The organism is Mesorhizobium sp. WSM4841, assembly GCF_055811515.1.
Genome location: NZ_JBVVQC010000012.1, coordinates 65,140 through 86,342 on the forward strand (window position 1 = coordinate 65,140; position 21,203 = coordinate 86,342).

The following is a 21,203-nucleotide window of genomic DNA, read 5'->3' on the forward strand; positions in this document are numbered from 1 at the left end:
AAGACATGAAATGCGTTCGCGGGAGGGGCGCTGAGTTGGTGACCCATTCTCCCCTTGTGGGAGAAGGTGGCCGAGCGAAGCTCGGTCGGATGAGGGGTGCTGGACGGATCGCGGCACTTAAAGCATAACTAGCTAAAATCATTCGATTTTTCCAGGCCGAGTTTCTTCCAACACCCCTCATCCGGCTCGGCGCTGCGCGCCGATCCACCTTCTCCCACAAGGGGAGCAGGGAAGTCGCCAGCGCAGCAGCGCGCCTTCGCGGTTGAATAGCCGGCTTCGATAAGGCATTTCTGAAATAGCGGGAATGGACATTCGGAATCGCGGGCAGTTTTCCTGACGCGAACCCGGAAAGGGGCAACGGGGCTGCAGCGCATGATCGTCACGCCATGAACTGGAGGCGCTATTTCTGGCCGGTCGTCGGCGCTGCGGCGGTCGTCTTCTCGCTGTGGCTGCTGCTGCATGAGCTGCGCGGCATTTCGCTCGACGACGTCTGGGACGGCATCGTCGCCATCCCTGCCCGCGGCTGGGTGCTTGCCGCGCTGAGCTCGGTCATCGCCTATGCGTCGCTGGCCGGCTACGACCACATAGCGCTCCTGCATATCGGCAAGAAGGTCTCTTGGTTGTTCGTCACCCTGTGCTCCTTCACCACCTACGCGCTGTCGCACAATATCGGCGGCTCGGTGTTTTCCGGCGCGGTGATCCGCTACCGCGCCTACGGCACAAGGGGGCTCACTGGGCAGGATGTCGGCGTCCTGGTGGCGATCTGCTGGATCACCTTCGTGCTGTCGACGATCTTCGTCTCCGGCCTCGTGCTGGTCTTCGAGCCTGAAATCATCTACCGGTTCTCCGGCGTACCGCACCATGGCCTGACCATAGCCGTGGGCCTCGCCATGCTGCTGCTGGTGGCGGCATACGTCTTCGGCAGCTGGCTGCATCTCAGGCCGCTGAAGATCGGCAGTTTTCAGGTCCATTATCCGGCGCTGCCGATCGTCGCGCGGCAATTGCTGATCGGCCCGATCGAGCTTTTGGCAGCAGCGGCGATCATCTTCTTCGCCCTGCCCGTTTCAGGCAACCCCGGCTATTTCGTCGTGCTCGGCGTTTTCCTGGTGTCGTTCTCGATCGCCCAGATCTCGCATGCGCCGGGCGGGCTCGGCGTGTTCGAGGTCGTCTTCCTCGCCGGCCTGTCGCACATGGACCCGGTCGGCGTGCTGGCCGCGCTGCTGGTGTTCCGGCTGTTCTACCTGATCATCCCGCTGGTGATAGCGCTCGGCGTCGTGCTGTATTTTGAGCACTCGCAGCTAGGTCGGGGTGGGAATTGAGATGCCGGGGCAATCGCTTCAGACTGACGATGGTGTCATGTCTGAGACGATCAATCGTCGATGTCGGCGCCGCCGCCCCTCATCTGCCTGCCGGCATCTTCTCCCCGTGAAGAACGGGGAGAAGGGACCTGGCCGCAACGCTGGCGACCCCCTCCCCGCGTCCTTCGCGGGGAGAGGGCAAGTCAAAACCTGAAGCAATTGCGCTGATTGAAGGGATGGGCAGGCTTGACTATTTTCCGGCGGCGGCTACAAGGCACGCGCGGCGCCATCGCCGCCCTGCCCGCGCGGTTTTCTTCAACCGCGCCTGCTGGGGAATAGGTTAACGGTAGACCCACGGACTCTGACTCCGTTAGTCCTGGTTCGAATCCAGGTTCCCCAGCCAAGTAATTTCAAGCACTTAGCTACCAAAACGGCTAAAAACCATGTTGCTAAAGGCGTGTAACGAACAGCAACATAAGTCATTGATTTGTAACGATTGGTAAGGGTTGCGGGAAATCGCGATAGCAGCATGGAGCGGGCCGTTCCACCTTATTACATCAGGTCTTCAGCAACCCCGTCAAACTTCTTAAGGCCTGCGCTTGGACGCTTTCGCTTAAGAAGTCCCTGTTCAGATGCGGCCGCCTTGAAAGCAGCGAACGCAGCTTGGTGACTGCAATGTCCGGCCAGGCATTCCTCGATCATTCGGATTGCTTCAAGCCGGGACGGCTTTTCCACGAGTGGCCATGGTTGCTGAAGCGCCGTCTCGGCGTCGGCTATCGAAGCGACCACCATCGGCTTGTGATTCAGGTAGACTGTAATCGGAATAAACGCCGCCATTTTTATCGCTCGCCAGGATTAAGGCGGTTAAACGCGAAGGCCATGGCGGTGGTTGCATCATCGCGGACTAACGCTGCCGATCGCATCGCGGACATGTCGCGCGCGGATCTACAGATCATCCTGCGTCGCGCCGTATTGATGCTCAGAAACGTCTCAGGCGTGCCGCTTGAGCCCGCAACGGAGGACGCGCTCAATTCCATCGCGGCTGAAATGAAAATTGGTCGGTCCGACCTCATTCAGATCGTGCTGCGCGAATGGCTAAAAACCAACGCCTATCTGCCTGTGCGCACGATAGACGAGGAAAGCGAGACGGACGGCAACGCGTAGGCTGGGGCGCGACCTTTATGTAGAAGACCCGCCGCTACATTTGCGAAGCGACGGGCCTCCACCCCATTCCCCCATACTTGACCATGCAATTGCGGTGCCAGACGTATTGACCCATTGCGAGGCACCTTATGGCTTCTACACAGCGGAATTACCGCCGAGCCGGAACGCTTGCTTGTCTCGTGGGTTGAGATGCAGGAGATGCAGGCGTGGCCAAGAAGCTGTCTATCGCCGGAATATTGCGACTTACCTCTGACCAACTGAAGAGGATCAGGAAACGCGTCGCCAATGGCGGTCACGTGGACCAGATGCAAGAGGTCGATGCCCTGGTGGGCCTCGCTAAAGAAATGGCCGACCGGCAACTAGCCGGGTTAGAAAGCCCGGCAGATGAAAACGATGGCTCTGTGCAAGACGGTGACGATGCAAAGGACTGAGCGTGGCGCCGGCCACCCCCCGCGAGCGACTGACAGTCGCTCACAAAATCACCCCCGAAATCGTTCGGTGAACCACGTTTTTTGCCACCCACCACCTTCATCGGCTTATGGGTCATCAGGCGCTGCTCGTTAATTCCTTTAGGCGATGGCGGGGTGCAGACGAAGGATTGTCATTGAAGTGCCCCACCAGGAAAGCCGATGGAATCTGTGTTATCCGATCCTCGTTCAACGGCATGTGCGATTTGTTTCAGCATCGCATGAGCCGCGCCAGCCGACATGACGAGGCGGCACACAATCACGTGTTCGAACTTTCCACGCTCGTAGATCGCTCGCTGCCGGCTGTAAAATATGCACCGGAAATTCCCGTCTCCCAAATTTTCCATGTCGGCCATCCCTGAAATGAAGACATCGGGGATGATGGCCGTTTCGACTAAGTCCATGATGGGATCGGTCATGATGCGTCTCCCCCAATTGCCCCCAATTGCCGGGTTCCAACACCCGGCGTTGCTGACACCTGCAATTTTTGCAGGCTAAGGGAGCAACTGTCGTTTGATCAACTTGGAGATTGGGGGTAGCCGGCACCTGCAATGGGAGAAGGATCTCGCATGCCGCATCCGCCTTACTATATTAGCAGTAGCGCATGAAGGGATTAGAATGCCACCCCAGCCGGCGCCGCTCTCATTCCCCTCACGCCGGTTAGGCCCGGCGGCCCGCTGGTCACCCCCGATAGGCTGTCGGGCCGTCCTGTCAAAAGCGCGGTGTTGACCAACGTGAGACGAGATCGAACCAACAACCCCGGCAACCGGCATCAAGGGCAGGCGCCACGGGCCGCCGGCCAACGACGAAGCAGGGCATTTCCAGTTCTGCCCCGTCTGTGGCCAGACATTCGACATGCGTGACCTCGGCCAGGTGCTCCACCATGCAGATTCTGACCATGAGCCGCTGCCGACAGAACAATAGGTTCCCTCACAGTGTTCGTTCGAATGATGCTATTCCGTTGCCTTGAGCGCAAGTTTTTGGTCAGGCCACCACAGCGCCTCCACTTACGCTCGCTGGTGGTCAAGGCCCAGCGGCCTCCAGCTGCCAGTCCCCCTCGCAACCAAGCCGCTGGGCCGTCTCCGCTAAATTTAGAGGCAACGCGCAAGGCGATGCTGGCGCCGTTTGCGAGGGAGGCGCCAAATCGCTGACGGATTCCGCGGAAAAGGCACTGAAACAAGCCGTAGGCCGTCTTGGCGAAGCCCTGACCAATTCGGAACGGGTTCTCAGCGGCGTTTGAGGAGGTCGACCGACGATCCTCCGACGCCCCTTGATGATTCATGGGGCTCCTCGCCCCATCAGTTAGGCACCGTAATTTCCCGCCTCACACGGCTGCGTCAAGCCCTTGCGCCGGCACATAGTTGAGTATCGGGCCGAGCCAGCGCTCGACCTCGGCGAGCGGCATGCACTTGCGCCGCGCGTAGTCCTCGACCTGGTCGCGTTCGACCTTGGCGACGCCGAAATAATAGCTTTCGGGATGCGACAGGTAGATGCCGGAGACGGAGGAGCCGGGCCACATCGCAAAGCTTTCGGTCAGGCTGACGCCGGCATTGCGCTCGCCGTCGAGCAGGCGGAAAAGCGTCGCCTTCTCGGTGTGATCGGGCTGCGTCGATAGCCGGCCCCGGACGGATGCCGCGATAGGGTTCGCCGATCAACTCGTCCGGGGCCGGGTCTCATCGGGTGCATAGGCCCCCAGAACTCCCCTGCCGTGATCGGCCAATCTCCAAACCCTAAGACTCAAGCGTAGCGCTAATCTATGACGTGAGGCGTATGCGCTTATACTCTACCCAACCGGAGCGGTTCATCCAAAATCCGTTCAGCGCGCAAACGCCGAGATCGAACAAAGGCCTTTAGTCCGTCGGAATCCAGCGCATGCCCGAAGGCATAGCCCTGCAGTATGTCGCAGCCCAAGCTCTTGAGTATCCGTGCGTGCTCCATCGTCTCGACACCTTCCGCTACGACCTCGATACCCAGGGACTTGCCGATTTCAATGATCGACGAGACGACCTGCCTTCGTTGCGGCGATTTGACAATTGGGATGACCAGTTGGCGATCTATCTTCAGCCGGCGAGGCTGTAGCTGGAGCAAGCTGACTATAGAGGCATAACCAGTACCAAAATCGTCTATTTCTACGTCAATGCCGAGTTCTTTTATCTGCTCAACGTTCCAGGTGACAAAATCATCATTTTCGTCAAGGAAAATTGACTCAACGAGCTCGAATGCAACTGCTCCCTTCTTGATATTTAGTTTCCTAAGACTCTTTATGAGTTCCTCATCCTGAAGGCGTCGCGCCGAAACGTTGACTGATACCCGCGGAACGTGAATATTCGCAGCAGACCATCCCTCGAAATCCAAAAGCGATTGCTCTAATATGGTTCGATCAATGATCGAGACGACATTCAGTTCTTCCGCAATCCTCAGGAAGACATCGGGCGCCAATATTCCCTTCTCAGGATGTCTCCATCGCGCCAGCGCCTCAACCCCAACAATTTCGAGCGTTTTTGCGTCAAATTGCGGCTGGTAGAAGGGAATGAACTCGTTGCGCTCTAAGCCGCCGAGAATTTCGTCGGCAATCCGTTTTGTGTCGACGATTTCGCTTTGCATCGCCTCGGCGAAGAATTCGTATCGATTGCGCCCACGCCTCTTTGCCCGGTAAAGCGCGATGTCAGCGTTAACCAGCAGGTGTTTGGCTTCCACATCTTTTCCGCTGTCGACTGCAATTCCTACGCTCACGCCAAACCGGCATCGATGGCCCTGATAGTAGACCGGTTCTCGCATCTGGCTGATGACGCGGTTAGCGAGCAGCCCAAGTTGCTTGATATCGTCATGCACCACGCACAGGACGATGAATTCGTCCCCTCCGATTCGAGCGACGAATCCCTCACCATCGACCTTGGATCGGAGGACAGTTGACGCGTGAACAAGCATTGCGTCGCCTGCGGCGTGGCCAAGCGTATCGTTGATGTGCTTGAACCGATCCAGATCTATGTGAAGCAGTGCCGCATACCCGCCGGCGCGCCTGGCGTTTGCAGCGTAATCTTCCAGCACTTGGTCGAGGTAACGCCGGTTGGGCAAACCGGTCAGCGAATCGTGGAGCGCAATGTGCTCTATGCGCGCCTTGGCCGACTCGAGTTCTGCATTTTTCGACTCGGAAAGCTGTTTTGCGCGAACCAGGTCCTTGTTCAGCAGGACATCGGCTGTCACATCCCATTCGGCGCCAATCATTTTTGGGGTGTCGTTTGCGGCCCGGTAATTTATCGCCTTGGATCGGACATGGCGAATCTCGCCATCCGGCCGAATAATCCGGTACTCCGACAAATATGGCCCGCCACCGGCCATCGCGCTGTCGAAATCGGCGTGGGCGCCAGCCAGATCATCCGGGTGGATTGCTCCTGCCCAGTCCAGGTAACTGCGGCGCTCCCCAGTTGGTTTGCCATATATTTCATTGACGCGGTCGTCCCACGTAAGTTCGTTGGTCGCGAGATCGTGTTCCCAAACGCCAATAGCCGACGCTTCCAAAGCGAGTTCCAGGCGTCTCGACAATCGACTCAGTTCCGCATAGTTGCGCTGTCTCTCGCCAATCAGGCGACCCGTAACTAGGAATGGGATCACAACCAACGCCCCGGCCACCGCCATGATTGCGCGCAAGAACCACGCGTTGTCGGGTGTCGAAGGCCAGCCGTTTTTAGGAATGGCTGCGATCCGCCACGAACCGGACGGGAGCAGAACGTCGGCTGTCACCGGATTGCTTTTGGCGACGCGCTCATTGCCGAAGAATTGATCTCCACTTGGACCGAGAGCGTCCTTACCGATCAGCGCTATGTCAATCCCGAGATCATGGTCAAGCAGGCCGCTCGCCTTATAAAGGCGCTGAACGTCGACAACGGCCGAAATGATGCCCCAGAACCTTTCGGTGTTGCCCGCACTCCGTACAAAAACCGGGATACGACCGACGAAGCCTTGACCTCCCTGCCTCAAGTCGACGGGACCGGCAAGAATTAGCTCGCGCTCGTCTCGCGCCCTTAGCGCGGCCACACGCTGCCGCTCGTCCTTGCGGTAATCAAGGCCTATCGCCTTCTCGTTGCCCTCGATCGGGTACATCAGGGAGATGACCAGATCGGGCGCGCCGGCAATATTTTTCAATTGCGAGCCCCGGTCAAACAGGTTGCTCGCGAGCGAGGCGAAGCGTTGCTGTCCCATATAGGGCTCGGTCACGACCGTCGCGACCAGTCCCTGCACCAGTTGAAGGTTCCCGTTGATGTTACCTTCAAGCTTGGCGCGGATAAGATTGACCTTGGCCAGGACATCCGCACGGGCGGCTTGATCCGAGACGACTTTGTTCTGGTGGTCCGCGAACGCTGCGCCAACGGCAATAACTATCACCGCCATTGCCGCCGGGATATTTGCCGACGAGAAAACAGCCTTCTTAATACCGCCGAACCTAGCGCGGAAAAGAGCCAATAGGCGATTCCTCAGCTGCTATTCAGGTTCTCGGGCAACCCGACCAAGGAATATTAGCTATCAATATTTAATTTTGACCTTCACGGGTCCTAAAATTTTTGCACTTTCCAACCGCCTGAGGTCGCCGGAGTGGATGACACGGACCTGCGGCTCCGGCTGACACCTTAAAGCGCGTCGCGTTTGAATGGATTCATGCGACGCGCTTTAAGTTCTCGTTTTTATGCATGTCGTTATCGCAAAACCGCTGCGCACTTTTGCGCGACATGCATTAGAGCTGCTTGCAGTCGCTGAAGGTGCATGGGTTGCCCTCGGGCGATCGACTCGACCGCCGCTGCGAGCAGGAAAAGCTCGGCGATCCCCACCGTCGAGGGATAACCGTGCTCACCTTTCCGGCATCAGATCGACGAGACGACAATGCAAAACGGGATCAATAGTAGGACTAGTGGCCCTCAATCGACTTGGGGGTAACCAGGTATGGTATCTTGCCGACGCTACGCTTCGTCGCACCAATGGAATAGGCCATTGGGATCTTGGGAGAGTTCTCTGGCAAGCCGTACATATCCTTGCCGGCCCTCACGGCAAAGGAAAAGTGCTGCCACGAAACCGTGTCATGCTCATTGAGAAAATCAAGCGTCAGCCCAGCTGAAATCAGCGCGTTCACCACGTCACTGACCGGATGAATCCACTCATAGTAGCGAGGATGTTTCAAGATGCGGTCATCACCGGTATAGGTGAGTTCCTCGTTCCATGCGAGTGGTCGAGCTATTGGCGTTCGCCAGTCATGCTTGAACTCCAGCGCCGCAGCCTTGCGGTCACACTGGAACATCAATGGATGGCCCTCGGCCAGATAGAGCCGGCCGCCGGGCCGCAGGAGATCTGCAACCACCCGCGCCCAGCGGAACACGTCGTCCAGCCAGTTTACCGAACCCCAGGTAACGTAAGCGATGTCAAAGGTCCGGCCAAGCGCTTCGACTGCCTCGAACAGTGGCGCCTCCACGAAGCGCACATCAGTGCCTGCCTTTGCAGCGAAATCCCGCGCCGCTGCGATCGCCGTCGGTGAAAAGTCGAGGCCGGTCACGCTGCCCGCGCCCAAATTCTTCAAGCTGATTGTGTCGAGCCCGATGTGGCATTGCAAATGGACGATATCCTTGCCGACAATGTCACCGACCTCGCGCGTTTCCAGCTCATAGAGATTGGATCCGCCAGCCAGTACATTTTCTATGTGGTAGCTGCCCGTCGTGTCGGTCGAATGCAGTTCGGCCCGATCATCCCAATTAAGGCGGTTCGCACCCAGAAACAGTTCCAAATTGCCCCCCTGCCGAGACTAATATTTGGTAAACAGAACGTTAATATACTTTGCAGCTAATGTGGCGCGCGTCAATCCGAGGCGGGTCGGTGCACCACCGCTGCAGGCCACTCTCACCACCGCCCTGGCCAAGGCGGACGTGCCAATCACGTCTCTGTGCAGAACGAGCGCGCAATCAGGACAAGGCTGCTGTCATGGAGGTGCCGGCTCCTCGCCCTGTCAGCCTCGCGACGCGATTTCACGCGGCTGCGTCAAGTCCCTGCGCCGGCACATAGTTGAGTATCGGCCCCAGCCAGCGCTCGACCTCGGCTAGCGGCATGGCCTTGCGGCGCGCGTAGTCCTCGACCTGGTCGCGTTCGACCTTGGCGACGCCGAAATAATAGCTTTCGGGATGCGACAGATAGATGCCGGACACGGAGGAGCCCGGCCACATCGCAAAACTTTCGGTCAGGCTGACGCCGGCATTGCGCTCGCCCTCGAGCAGGCGGAAAAGCGTCGCTTTCTCGGTGTGGTCGGGCTGCGCCGGATAGCCGGGCGCCGGGCGGATACCGCGATAGGGTTCGCCGATCAGCTCGTCCGGCGCCAGAGCCTCGTCCGGCGCATAGGCCCAGAACTCCTTGCGCACGCGTTCGTGCAGACGCTCGGCGAAGGCCTCGGCGAAACGGTCGGCCAGCGCCTTGACCATGATCGACGAGTAATCGTCGTTGGCCCGCTCGAAGCGCTCGGCGATCGCTGCTTCCTCGATGCCGGCGGTAACGATGAAGCCGCCGAGATAGTCGGCCCTGCCGCTGTCGGCAGGCGCGACGAAATCCGAGAGGGCGACATTCGCCTTGCCGTCGCGCTTGGTCAGCTGCTGGCGCAGCGTGAAGAAGGTCGCCAACTCCTGCGAGCGCTTATCGTCGGTGAAAAGCCTGATGTCGTCGCCGACGGTATTCGCCGGCCAGAAGCCGATGACCCCCTTCGGCGCGAACCATTTTTCCGCGATGATCTTGGCCAGCATCGCTTGGGCGTCCTCGAAGAGCTGGCGTGCCGCCGGCCCTTGCGCCTCGTCGTCGAGGATTTTCGGGTAGCGCCCCTTCAGCTCCCAGGTCTGGAAGAACGGCGTCCAGTCGATATAGCGCGCGAGCTCGGCCAGGTCCCAGGCTGCGAAAGTTTTCAAGCCGAGGAAGGACGGCTTTGGCGGCGCGTAGGCCGACCAATCGATCCTGTGGGCGTTGGCACGCGCCTTGGCGAGCGGCAAGCGCTGCTTGTCGGCTTCGCTGCGCGCATGCGCATCGGCGACCTTTTTGTACTCGGCACGAACATTGTCGACATAGCCGCCCCTGGTCTCGTTCGACAAAAGTGCCGACACCACGCCGACCGCGCGGCTGGCATCGGTGACGTAGACCGTCTGGCCCCTGGCATAGCGCGGATGGATTTTTACCGCCGTGTGCACGCGGCTGGTCGTCGCGCCGCCGATCAACAGCGGAATGTCAAAACCTTCGCGCTCCATCTCGGCGGCCATGTGCACCATCTCATCGAGCGAGGGCGTGATCAGGCCGGACAGGCCGATGATGTCGACCTTTAGCTCGCGCGCCGTCTGCAGGATCTTCGCCGCCGGCACCATGACGCCGAGGTCGATGATCTCGTAATTGTTGCAGGCGAGAACCACGCCGACGATGTTCTTGCCGATATCGTGCACATCGCCCTTCACCGTCGCCATCAGGATCTTTCCGGCGGTCTGGCGCTCGCCGGTGTCGACGCCATTGGCGGCGTTCGCCAGCTTCTCCGCCTCCATGTGCGGAAGCAGGCCGGCAACGGCCTGCTTCATGACGCGGGCGGATTTCACCACTTGCGGCAGGAACATTTTTCCCGCGCCGAACAGGTCGCCGACGACATTCATTCCTGCCATCAGCGGACCTTCGATGACATGCAGCGGGCGCTCAGCGGCACGTCGCGCTTCGTCCGTGTCCGCGTCGATGAATTCGGTGATGCCGTTGACCAGTGCGTGCGAAATGCGCTGCTCGACCGGCCAGTCTCGCCAAGCGAGATCGCGTTCCTGCGCCTCCTTGCCCGCCGTGCCTTTGAAGCGTTCGGCGAGTTCCAGCATGCGTTCGGTCGCCGTACCGCCGCCCTTCGGCTGGCGGTTGTTGACGACATCCTCGCAGGCTTCGCGCAGTTCCGGATCGATGGTGTCGTAGACGGCTAGCTGCCCGGCATTGACGATGCCCATGTCCATGCCGGCCTGGATGGCGTGGTAGAGGAACACGGCATGCATGGCCTCGCGCACCGGCTCATTGCCGCGGAACGAGAAGGAGAGGTTCGACACGCCGCCCGATATGTGGACATGGGGAAGCGTCGCGGTGATCTGCCTGGCGGCTTCGATGAAGTCGACGCCGTAATTGTTATGCTCGTCGATGCCGGTGGCGATGGCAAAGATGTTCGGATCGAAAACGATGTCCTCGGGCGGGAATCCGGCCTGCTCGGTCAGCAGGTTATAGGCGCGGGTGCAGATTTCGACCTTGCGCGCATGCGTGTCGGCCTGGCCGTCCTCATCGAAGGCCATGACGACCACCGCCGCGCCATACGCGCGGACGAGCTTCGCATGGTGCAGAAAAGCCTCCTCGCCTTCCTTCATCGAAATGGAGTTCACCAGCGGCTTGCCCTGCACGCATTTCAGGCCGGCTTCGATGATCTCCCATTTGGAGCTGTCGATCATCACGGGAACGCGGGCGATATCCGGCTCGGCGGCGATCAGGTTGAGATATTCGACCATCGCCTTCTTCGAATCGATCAGGCCTTCGTCCATGTTGATGTCGATGATCTGCGCGCCGTTGGCGACCTGGTCGCGTGCGACGTCGAGCGCGGAGGCATAGTCGCCCGCCGTGATCAGCTTCCTGAATTTCGCCGAGCCGGTGACATTGGCCCGCTCGCCGACATTCACGAACCGAATCTCGTCGGTCAGCGTGAACGGCTCGAGCCCCGACAGGCGCATCTTCGGTTCGATGTCGGGAACAGCGCGCGGCGGATATGTCTTCACCGCCTGTGCGATGGCGCGGATGTGGTCCGGCGTCGAGCCGCAGCAGCCGCCGACGATGTTGACCAACCCGTCGCGCGCGAACTCCTCGATCTGCGCGGCCATGAATTCCGGGCTCTCGTCATAGCGGCCGAATTCATTGGGCAGGCCGGCATTCGGATAGGCGCAAACAAAGGTGTCGGCGACGCCTGATATTTCGTCCAGATGGGCGCGCATGGCTTTGGCGCCAAGCGCGCAATTGAGGCCTATCGTGAACGGGTTGGCGTGACGGACCGAATGCCAGAACGCCGTCGGCGTCTGGCCGGACAGCGTGCGGCCGGACAGGTCGGTGATCGTGCCGGAGATCATGACCGGTAGATGCACGTCCTTCTCGATGAAGATCTCGTTGCAAGCGAAGATCGCCGCCTTGGCATTCAGCGTATCGAAAATGGTCTCGATCAGGATGATGTCGGCGCCGCCGTCGATGAGACCGCGCAGCTGCTCGCCATAGGCAAGGCGCAATTCGTCGAACGTCACGGCGCGGTAGCCGGGATTGTTGACATCCGGCGACATCGAGGCGGTGCGGTTGGTCGGCCCCAGCGCACCGGCGACGAAGCGACGTTTGCCGTCCTCCTGCTCAGCCCTCACCGATGCCCTGCGCACCAGCCGTGCACCGTCGCGGTTCAGCGCGTAGACCGCATCCTCCATGCCGTAGTCCGTCTGGGCGATGGACGTCGAGGAGAACGTATTGGTTTCAAGGATATCCGCCCCGGCGATGGCGTATTGATAATGAATCTCCTCGATCGCCTTGGGCTGCGTCAGGATCAGCAGGTCGTTGTTGCCTTGCTGGTGGCAGGCGCAATCCGCGAATTTGTCGCCACGGAAGTGGTTCTCGTCGAAGCCAAGGCCCTGGATCTGCGTGCCCATGGCGCCGTCGAGGATGAGGATGCGCTCGCGCGCCGCCGCCGTCAGCGCCGCAAGGACTTCCGACCCGTCGGGCTTTGCCGCGACAGGACCGAACAGGTCGTCCAGCGGTGAAGGGTTTTGCGACACTTTCAATCCTCAAGGCGACAGTCGCGCTTAAGCGACATAAAGACATCTTTATGTCACTATACGAGATTTGTCTGCCGCTGTCACCCCTGCCGCCGGGAATGCTACCCGCCGGCGCTACAACGCCGGCTGCGCAGTCTTCGCCGATGCCGCCCTGAGCAGCATCCCGAACAGGTCGCGCGGCTCGTCGGGGTCATTTCCGACAGCAGCACTGGTAACCGTTGTGGACATCGGCGAGAGAGGGCGCGGCCATCGTCGATCAGGCGATCGCCGACATGACGGCGGGCAAGGTCTCCGACGCGGATGTCGCTTCGTTCATGATGTCTCGCGTCAGGAGAATATCTCCGCCAGTTCGTCGACGCTGGTGCCTTCCCTAACCTGCCGCAACTCGACATAGCTGACTGCGGTGGCGATCGACATCACCATAGACGTTACACTCGTCACCAATGCGTCCACCACCGCACCCACTATCCCCCCTCCAAACAGCGCGGTTGCAGTGCCTAGCGCCAACTCAATGGCGATCACGATAATGATCAGGATAATGAACAGGCCGAACAGCGCCCAGCGGCTTCCCTTGGTCAGATCGCGGCTGCGCGCCATCGAGCCGAACACGCCGAGCCGCTCTTGCACCAGTGCCGGTACCGCGACCGACCAACGGAGCGCCAACATGATGCCAGGCACAATCAGCAGCATCAAACCGAGGCCCACGCCTAAACCAACCAACAGGGCAATGGCGAACGTCGGCAGGAGGAAGGAGACTGCTTTCGCGATGCAGTCACCGAACGAAGGCTGCTTGCCGTTCAGGTCCTCGATGGTTGCGCGCACCAGTGACGCCTGAAGCAACAGCGACAGGATATACGAAGCAAGGCCGGCACCCACGGCGGTATAGCCGAATACCAGGTTCTGCTCGCCGAAAGTGCTCGGGTCGAAGGGGACGGCCGGGTCCTGTCTCAACGCCCAAAGTTGAAAAACAAGAGTCGGCAAACCCGAAAACAATGCCGCAAGTCCTAAGCAAAGCACGGCGTTACGACCGATGACCGCAAAGCTGTCGTTGAAAACCCTGCCGATGCGAAACTTGTCCGGTCGTTCCAGTGTCGTTGAAACCATGAGGTACCCTGTCCAGTTCAGGCCGTTGCTGATGCGACGAAGGCGGCGACCTCCCCGCTATGAGAAAATCTCCGCCAGCTCGTCGATGCCAGTGCCTTCCTTGACCTGCCGGAGTTCGACATAGCTGACCGCGATGGCAACCGATATCAATGTAGACACCACTGTCGACACAACGGCGCTTCCAATCGCGCCGACAATCAGGCCAACCGTCGAGAGGCTGCCGGTAAGGGCGAAAGCCAATCCAAACACCAAAGCGAATGCCATTTGGATGGCAATCGCCGCCAAGAACAGAATCAGCAAAAGACCGAATAGTGACCAGCGGCTACCCTTCGTCAAAGCACGGCTACGCGACATCGAACCAAACACGCCAAGGCGCTCCTGGATCAGCACGGGCACGGAAACCGATACACCGAGGAGCAGCCTGATGCCTGGAACCAGCAACGCTATGAACGCTATGAACGCAATGAGGGCTCCAAAAACGGGCATAAGCATACCAGCCACGAACATCATCACCACCATCGCGAGGATCATGGTGAGGAAGACAACCAGGCCAATGCCGAGCGTCGGGAATATGCAACGCAAAGCGATCTGGATGCAGTCACCGATTGCCGGGCGCTTGCCGTTCAAGTCTTCTATCGTCGCCCTCACCAGTGACGATTGAAACAACAAAGCCAGCACAAAATATATCAAGCCAAAAGCCATCGATATTAACGAGTTGCCTAGAATCGCCGAGGGATCGGTAACCGCCATGCTTTCGGGATTGGCAAAATCGAGGTTGGCAAAATTTCTGTAATTCCAAAGGTTAAGCACCAGTGCCGGAAGGGCGGAAAAAAGAGCCGCCAGTCCGACCAACAGACCCGGATTGCGGCCGATGACCGCAAAAATATTGTTGAAAACCCTGCCGATGCGAAACTTGTCCGGCCGTTCCAATGTCGTTGAAACCATGATGCGTCCCCCGCTTAATCACCGCATATCGGCTGGTGATCCCCGCATTAAATGTGCCAACATTGGAGGTCGGCGTCTAGTCCACTTGCAATTGCCGTTGTGCATTGTCAGTGTCGGCTGGGGAACCACAGGTTGCAGGGGAGCGGTTGGCGGTGGCACAGCCAGGCACAGCGGAAGCCGAATGGCTGGCAAAAGCGCATGAGCAGCTGATCTCGGATAAGTCGATCCAGTTCGACCTGCCGGCCTATGTGCCGCCGCAGCCACCCGACTGGCTGAAGCCGCTGCTGGACCTGTTGTCGTCGCTCGGTCCCTACATGATCTATCTGTTCTGGGGGGCGGTGATATCAGGTGCCGCGATCATCCTGCTCCTGGTCTTTCTCGAGATGAAAGGTATCGCCTGGCGCCTGCCGTGGCAGCGCGCGCGGCGCGAAACCGAGGCGGAGGAAGCATGGCGTCCCGACGCCGGCGCCGCGCAGATCCTGCTGTCGGAAGCCGACGCGCTTGCCGCGCGAGGCGACTATGACGAAGCGGTCCATCTCCTGCTTCGCCGCAGCGTCGCCGATATTGCCGGCCGGCTGCCGGATTTTCTGCGCCCGTCGCTCACGGCGCGCGACATCGCCGCTGCTGCTTCGGTTCCCGCCAAGGCCCGCGCAGCGTTTACCGAGATCGCACGCATCGTCGAAGCCGCGCTGTTCGCACGCCGGCCCGTCGGCGCCGAAGGCTGGCGGCAAGCACGCGGCGCCTATGAGCGTTTCGTCTTCCGGGATGCCTGGACATGAGCGCTGCGACGGCCGAGCCCGCAGCACAGGAACCGTTCAATCGAAGAACGCTATTCTGGGGCATTTTCGCCAGCCTGCTTGCGGCAGCGGGCTTCTTGCTGCTGTCCACCTATGCTCCCGACTTCCGGCAACCCGGCAATGGCGGCGCCACGCCACTGTCGAAAAGCGGCGTCGGCTATGCCGGCCTGGCGGAATGGTTGCGGCTCACCGGCGAGACGCCGGCCATGGCACGAACCGAGGACGATCTCGGTGCCGACATGTTGCTGATCGTCACCATTTCGCCCGAGAGCGATCCCGCGGCGCTCGACCACATTCTCGAACTTCGGCAGGACCAGGATACCCTCTTCGTGCTGCCCAAATGGCAGACCCTGCCGCTGGAGGAGCACGAGGGATGGAACATGAAATTCGGGCGATTGCCCGATCCCGTGGTGAACCAATGGCTCGGCCGGATCGCCAATGCAAAGATCGGCGTCGGCCAAAGCACGATGCAGCAACTCGACATCGAGGGCCGGCTTGTTGCCGCCCCCGATGAATTGCAGTGGGTGGCGGACGAGCATCCAATCATAGCAGCCGGCAACGACAAGGCTGTGCTCACCGAAGTGGATGGCAAGCCTTTTTATGTCCTGACCGACCCCGACCTGATCAACAACGCCGCCCTTGGGAATCCCGACAAGGCGGCAGCCGCGCTCGCTCTGATCAGCCGGCTTCAATCCGGAATCAGTCCGTCCCGGTCCAATTTCAAACTGCCCGACCCTGACCAACTCGGCGACGCCGCATCCGAAAATCCAAATAAGATAGGCCGCGCACAGCCGGTCATGTTCGATCTCACGCTGCATGGCGCGGGGCGAAAATATGACCTTGCCAAGCTGTTGGTCGAACCGCCGTTTCTGGCGCTGACACTGACGATCCTGGCTGCGGCGGCGCTGACTTTCCTGCACGGCCTCGGCCGTTTCGGCCCACCGCGCGCCGAATTGCGCGCTATTGCCTTTGGCAAGCGCGCGCTGGTGGATACGACGGCGATGCTGTTGCGGCGCGCCGGGCGGCTCGAGGAACTGGGAGGCCGTTATGCGGCCTTGATGCGGGTACGCGCCGGCGCACTGCTGGGAGCGCCGCAAGGGCTGCAGGGAGAAGCGCTCGACCGCTGGCTCGATTCTCGCGATAAGGACGAAGCCAGCGGATTCACCGCGCGGGCGCAAGCCGCCGGCGAGGCGAAAAACCTGACGCAAATGCACGAGGCAGCGGAACAGCTGCACGATTGGACGGCAAGGAGGCTCGGTGAACGTCGATGATGTGAAGGCCCTGGCGACACGGATCAGGGAAGAAGTGGCCAAGGCGATCACCGGGCAGCACGACACTGTCGACCTGATGCTGATCGCCTTGTTCGCCGGCGGGCATATCCTGCTGGAAGGCCCTCCGGGCACGGCCAAGACAATGACCGCGCGCTGCTTCGCCCAGGCTCTGGGTGTCGCCTACGGGCGCATCCAGTTCACGCCGGACCTGATGCCTGGCGATATCGTCGGATCGAACATCTATAATTTCCAGACCGGACAGTTCACGCTGACGCGCGGTCCGATCTTCTGCGATCTTCTGCTTGCCGACGAGATCAACCGCACGCCGCCCAAGACGCAGGCAGCGCTCCTGGAGGCTATGCAGGAGCATGCGGTCACCTTCGACGGCACCACGCATTCGCTGGGCCGCAACTTCATGGTGGTCGCGACCCAGAACCCGATCGAGCACCAGGGCGTCTATCCCCTGCCCGAGGCACAGCTCGACCGCTTCCTGTTCAAACACCGGGTCAGCTATCCCGGCCCCGAGGAGGAACGGGCCATCATCATCCACCATGGCGGCGGCGCCGCCTCGCACGACATCGCGCAATACGGCATCAAGGCCCAGGCGGACCGCAAGACACTGGAGAAGGCGCTCGAAACCGTCGGCTCCGTCACCCTTGTCGACGACGTCGTCGGCTACATCGCGGCGCTGGTGCGCGCCACACGCGACACCGCCGATTTGGAGGTCGGTGCCAGTCCACGCGCGGGCGCCATGCTGGCCAGGGCGGCACGGGCGCGGGCGGCGCTGGACGGGCGCGCCTATGTGATCCCCGACGACGTCAAGGCGCTGGCGGTGCCGGCGCTGCGCCATCGCGTCATCCTGTCCCCGGCCGCGCAGATCGATGGTCGGCTGGTCGAGCAGATCGTCTCCGACCTGGTCGATGAGACGGAAGCGCCGCGTTGATCTATCCGAGCGGCCGAGCGGTTTGGACGGCTGCAGCCGGCGCGGTGCCGGCGTTCCTGGTCGCGCTGGCGCTGCCGTCGCTCTGGTATCTCGGATTGCTGTGGATCTGCCTGCTGCTCGCCTTCCTGGCGGTAGACGCCGCGGCGGGGCGCGGGCGGACATCGCTGGCCGCCAGCGTCCACGCGCCGCCGCAGGTCGGCGTCGGCGGGCAGTTCACCGTCCACGTCGCGGCCCGTTTTTCAGGCCGGACGCGGAGCCTGGAGGCGCGCGTCGGCCATGATGTCCGCCTGGCGCCGATGGGCGGAACCGGCGGAGCCCTGGCCCCCACCAGCGACGGCGGATCGCTCGACCTGCGGTTCCAGGCGCTGCGGCGCGGCATCGCCAGCTTCGATCGTCTGTGGGTGCGCTGGCGCGGGCCGTTCGGACTGGTCTGGAACCAAGTCGTCCTGCCGATGGAAAGCAAGGTGGCAGTGTTGCCCGACGTCCGCAGCGCCCGCGACCAGGCGATCACGCTGCTGCAGCGTGACGCCCTGCCCGACGGGCACGCCCAGCGCCGGGCCGGCCAGGGCCGGGAGTTCGAGGCGCTCAAGGATTATCAGCCCGGCATGGGCCGGCGGATGATCGACTGGAAGCGCAGCGCCCGCCACGGCAGGCTGCTGGCGCGCGAATTCCGAATCGAGGAGAACAACAATATCGTGCTGGCGATCGACAGCGGACGCCTGATGTGCGAGCCGGTCGACGGTGTGCCGAAGGTGGACCGGGCGGTGGCGGCCGCCTTGCTGTCGGCATTCGTTGCGCTCAAGGGCGGCGACATGGTCAGCCTGTTCGGCTTCGATGCGCGGCCGCGCGTCACGAGCGGCGCGGTGCGCGGCTCGGCCAGCTTCGCGATGATCCAGAAGCGGGCTGCGGAGATCGACTATTCCAACGAGGAGACCAATTTCACCCTGGCGCTGACCACGCTTGCGGCGCGGCTCGACCGGCGCTCGCTGGTGATCGTCTTCACCGACTTCGTCGATCCGATCAGCGCGGAATTGATGCTGCGCACCGTCGGCCGGCTCACCGAGCGGCATCTGGTGCTGTTCATGATGATGAGGGATGTCGAGCTGGAGAGCTTGACCGATATGCCGCCTTTGTCCGGCGAGGATGTGGCCCGCGCCGTCGTCGCCGGCGGGCTTTTGCGCGAAAGGCAGGTCGTTATCGGCAGGTTGCGGCTGCTTGGTGCGCATGTGATCGAAGCCGATCATCAAAGGCTGGGGCCGGCGTTGGTCGAGCGCTACCTGCAGTTCAAGCGGGAGGATCTGTTGTGAGCGCGCTAGTATCCGGCGATGCTGGACGCGGCGATGCCGTACGCCAGTCGCTGGCCAGCTTCCGTCGGGAGCGCGAGGCCGACTGGAAGGCGTTCGAGGCGCTTCTCGCCCGCGTCGAGAAACGCGCGCCGCGGGCGCTGTCGGAAGAAGAACTGCTGTCGCTGCCGCTGCTCTACCGTTCGGCATTGTCTTCGCTTTCGGTGGCGAGAGCGACATCCCTCGACAGTGCGCTGATCGCTTACCTCGAATCCCTGTCGTTGCGAGGTTACTTCTATCTCTACGGGGCACGTCGCGGACTACGGCAGCGTGTTGGCGATTTCTTCCTGCGCGACTGGCCCGGCGCCATCCGCGACTTGTGGCGCGAGACGCTGGTGTCGGTGGCGCTGATGTTTGTCGGCATCGGCGTCGGCGCCTGGCTGGTAGCGTCCGACAAAGGCTGGTTCGACGCGATCATCCCGTCGGGCCTGGCGGCCGGCCGTGGCCCCGACGCTTCGGCCGAGCTGCTGCGCAGGATGCTTTATGATGGCGACAACGGCTTTCTCTCAGGCTTTGCCGCTTATCTTTTCACCCACAACGTCCAGGTTGCAATCCTGGCCTTCGCCCTTGGATTTGCCTTCGCCGCGCCGACGGTGCTGCTGATGCTGTTCAACGGCTGCATGCTGGGTGCGCTGTTCCAAGTCTATTGGGCAAAGGGGCTTGGCATGGAACTTGGCGGCTGGCTGGCCATTCACGGCACCACCGAATTGTTCGCCATCGCGCTGGCCGGCGCTGCCGGCATGCGTATCGGCACGCGCATCGCCTTTCCCGGCGAATTGACCCGTATGACGGCAGCCGCCCATGCCGGACGCGTCGCGGCGACCGCGATGGTCGGCGTTTCGGTCATGCTGCTGTTTGCCGGACTGCTCGAGGGCATCGGCAGGCAGACGATCACCAGCGATGTCACGCGCTATGCCATCGGCGGCGGCATGCTCGCACTGTGGATCGGCTATTTCTACCTGTTCCAGGTGGTGCGGAATGGCGACCGTTAGACACTCCGCGCTGGCGACAATACGCTCGCTGATCACGCCTGAAGGTGTCGATCTCCAGGTAAAGCTGGCCGATGCCGGCACACGGGCTGCCGCTTTCCTGCTCGATGTCGTGTTTATCGCCACGGCCGCAGTCGCGGTCACGATTGGCGCGCTGTTCGGGGTGAGAGGCCTTGGCACCGATGAAATGCAGCCGCTTTTCATCGTCTGGATCATCGCGATCTTTTTTCTGCGCAACGTCTATTTCATCGCCTTCGAGGCGGGCCGGCGCGCGTCGACGCCCGGCAAGCGGATCGTCGGCATCAGGGTCGCGTCACGCAACGGAGCCGGCCTATCGGTCGATCAGGTCATCGCCCGCAATCTGATGCGCGAGATTGAAGTCTTTCTGCCGCTGTCGATTATTGCCGGACGGGGCGGGATGGGCATCGCCGATACGCTGACGACGGTCTTCGGACTGGTGTGGACGCTGCTGTTCGCTTTGTTCCCGCTTTTCAATGGCGACCGGTTGCGGATTGGCGACCTCCTGGCGGGAACCTGGGTCGTCGAGGCGCCGAAGCGCACGCTGATGGAAGATCTGTCGGCAAGGCAGGATCCGGTCGCCAAGACTTTTCAGTTCAGCCACGCGCAGCTCGATGCCTATGGCATCGCCGAACTGCACAAGCTGGAGGAAGTGCTGCGCCGCGACGACTACTTCGCGCTGCGGGCGGTGGCTGAAACGATCGGACGCAAGATCGGTTCAACGCCGCAGGCGCATGACGCCCGCCCGTTCCTGACGGCGTATTACGGGGATCTCAGGGCGCATCTCGAACGCAAGCTTCTTCTCGGCACCCGCAAGGCCGACAAGCACGCGCGCGGTAGCAACGCTGGACCAACGAGGCTGCCATGAACACATCTCTATCCGAGCTTGAACTTCAAGAGATGGAAACCCGAGCTGCCGCGGCCCAACCTGGCCCGTGGAAATCATGGGTCGAGGGCCGGGACTTTCTTGGCGGCTCAAGTTTCATCCAGACCGGCCAAGGGGCGGACCGCGGCGAGGACATCGAAATGACCGGCGCGATGCTCGCGGA

Annotated in this window: 16 protein-coding genes, 1 tRNA gene and 1 pseudogene; 10 read left to right on the forward strand and 8 right to left on the reverse strand. The window is 61.2% G+C overall.

Going from position 1 to position 21,203, the window contains the following annotated elements:
* Window positions 1–386 precede the first annotated feature (386 nt).
* A complete protein-coding gene (locus AC0L14_RS16475) occupies window positions 387–1,319 on the forward strand; it encodes a lysylphosphatidylglycerol synthase domain-containing protein (RefSeq protein ID WP_473750125.1) in 933 nt (310 codons plus the stop codon).
* Window positions 1,320–1,627: 308 nt separating this feature from the next.
* Window positions 1,628–1,701 (forward strand) — tRNA-Gln (locus tag AC0L14_RS16480).
* A 149-nt stretch (window positions 1,702–1,850) separates the two neighbouring features.
* Here AC0L14_RS16480 and AC0L14_RS16485 read toward each other — a convergent pair.
* Window positions 1,851–2,090 carry a DUF982 domain-containing protein gene (locus AC0L14_RS16485; protein WP_473750178.1) on the reverse strand — a complete coding sequence of 80 codons (240 nt, stop codon included), beginning with the start codon at window positions 2,088–2,090 and terminating at the stop codon, window positions 1,851–1,853.
* Here AC0L14_RS16485 and AC0L14_RS16490 point away from each other — a divergent pair.
* A complete protein-coding gene (locus AC0L14_RS16490; protein ID WP_473750184.1) occupies window positions 1,974–2,462 on the forward strand; it encodes a hypothetical protein in 489 nt (162 codons plus the stop codon). The two genes, AC0L14_RS16485 and AC0L14_RS16490, sit on opposite strands and share 117 nt — an antisense overlap.
* 206 nt (window positions 2,463–2,668) lie before the next feature.
* Window positions 2,669–2,893 carry a hypothetical protein gene (locus tag AC0L14_RS16495; protein WP_123147588.1) on the forward strand — a complete coding sequence of 75 codons (225 nt, stop codon included), beginning with the start codon at window positions 2,669–2,671 and terminating at the stop codon, window positions 2,891–2,893.
* A gap of 170 nt (window positions 2,894–3,063) precedes the next feature.
* On the opposite strand, the gene AC0L14_RS16500 is transcribed toward AC0L14_RS16495, so the two are convergent.
* The 7 genes and pseudogenes from AC0L14_RS16500 to AC0L14_RS16530 form a co-directional block, all read right to left on the reverse strand.
* Entirely contained in the window at window positions 3,064–3,348 is a 285-nt protein-coding gene (locus AC0L14_RS16500; RefSeq protein WP_095493788.1) for a hypothetical protein, read from the reverse strand.
* Window positions 3,349–4,253: 905 nt separating this feature from the next.
* Window positions 4,254–4,630 (reverse strand): annotated as a pseudogene (locus AC0L14_RS16505) (vitamin B12 dependent-methionine synthase activation domain-containing protein); the annotation flags it as partial.
* A gap of 75 nt (window positions 4,631–4,705) precedes the next feature.
* A complete protein-coding gene (locus AC0L14_RS16510) occupies window positions 4,706–7,318 on the reverse strand; it encodes a bifunctional diguanylate cyclase/phosphodiesterase (RefSeq protein WP_473750179.1) in 2,613 nt (870 codons plus the stop codon).
* A 511-nt stretch (window positions 7,319–7,829) separates the two neighbouring features.
* Window positions 7,830–8,696, reverse strand: a complete 867-nt coding sequence (locus tag AC0L14_RS16515; protein WP_473487751.1) for a class I SAM-dependent methyltransferase — start codon at window positions 8,694–8,696, stop codon at window positions 7,830–7,832.
* Between the two features lie 238 nt (window positions 8,697–8,934).
* Window positions 8,935–12,744: a methionine synthase gene (gene metH / locus AC0L14_RS16520; protein WP_473750126.1), complete on the reverse strand. Its 3,810-nt coding sequence runs from the start codon at window positions 12,742–12,744 to the stop codon at window positions 8,935–8,937.
* 327 nt (window positions 12,745–13,071) lie between these two features.
* A complete protein-coding gene (locus tag AC0L14_RS16525) occupies window positions 13,072–13,848 on the reverse strand; it encodes a hypothetical protein (RefSeq protein WP_473750127.1) in 777 nt (258 codons plus the stop codon).
* Window positions 13,849–13,905: 57 nt separating this feature from the next.
* Window positions 13,906–14,793: a DUF7847 domain-containing protein gene (locus AC0L14_RS16530; RefSeq protein ID WP_473528787.1), complete on the reverse strand. Its 888-nt coding sequence runs from the start codon at window positions 14,791–14,793 to the stop codon at window positions 13,906–13,908.
* 152 nt (window positions 14,794–14,945) lie between these two features.
* Here AC0L14_RS16530 and AC0L14_RS16535 point away from each other — a divergent pair, with 152 nt between their 5' ends.
* From AC0L14_RS16535 to AC0L14_RS16560, 6 genes are read left to right on the forward strand one after another with little or no spacing between them, the layout of a single operon-like run.
* Window positions 14,946–15,572 carry a DUF4129 domain-containing protein gene (locus AC0L14_RS16535; protein WP_456010292.1) on the forward strand — a complete coding sequence of 209 codons (627 nt, stop codon included), beginning with the start codon at window positions 14,946–14,948 and terminating at the stop codon, window positions 15,570–15,572.
* On the forward strand, window positions 15,569–16,861 hold the full coding sequence (locus AC0L14_RS16540; RefSeq protein WP_473750128.1) for a DUF4350 domain-containing protein: 1,293 nt from the start codon (window positions 15,569–15,571) through the stop codon (window positions 16,859–16,861). The genes AC0L14_RS16535 and AC0L14_RS16540 overlap by 4 nt, the downstream gene beginning before the upstream one ends.
* Window positions 16,848–17,804, forward strand: coding sequence for an AAA family ATPase (locus AC0L14_RS16545; protein WP_473487757.1), 957 nt, complete (start codon window positions 16,848–16,850; stop codon window positions 17,802–17,804). The genes AC0L14_RS16540 and AC0L14_RS16545 overlap by 14 nt, the downstream gene beginning before the upstream one ends.
* Entirely contained in the window at window positions 17,801–19,111 is a 1,311-nt protein-coding gene (locus AC0L14_RS16550; protein ID WP_473487758.1) for a DUF58 domain-containing protein, read from the forward strand. Before AC0L14_RS16545 ends, AC0L14_RS16550 begins: the two co-directional genes overlap by 4 nt.
* Window positions 19,108–20,139, forward strand: a complete 1,032-nt coding sequence (locus AC0L14_RS16555; RefSeq protein WP_473750129.1) for a stage II sporulation protein M — start codon at window positions 19,108–19,110, stop codon at window positions 20,137–20,139. Before AC0L14_RS16550 ends, AC0L14_RS16555 begins: the two co-directional genes overlap by 4 nt.
* Complete coding sequence (locus AC0L14_RS16560) at window positions 20,126–21,022, forward strand: RDD family protein (RefSeq protein WP_473487760.1); 897 nt, start codon at window positions 20,126–20,128, stop codon at window positions 21,020–21,022. The genes AC0L14_RS16555 and AC0L14_RS16560 overlap by 14 nt, the downstream gene beginning before the upstream one ends.
* Window positions 21,023–21,203 lie beyond the last annotated feature (181 nt).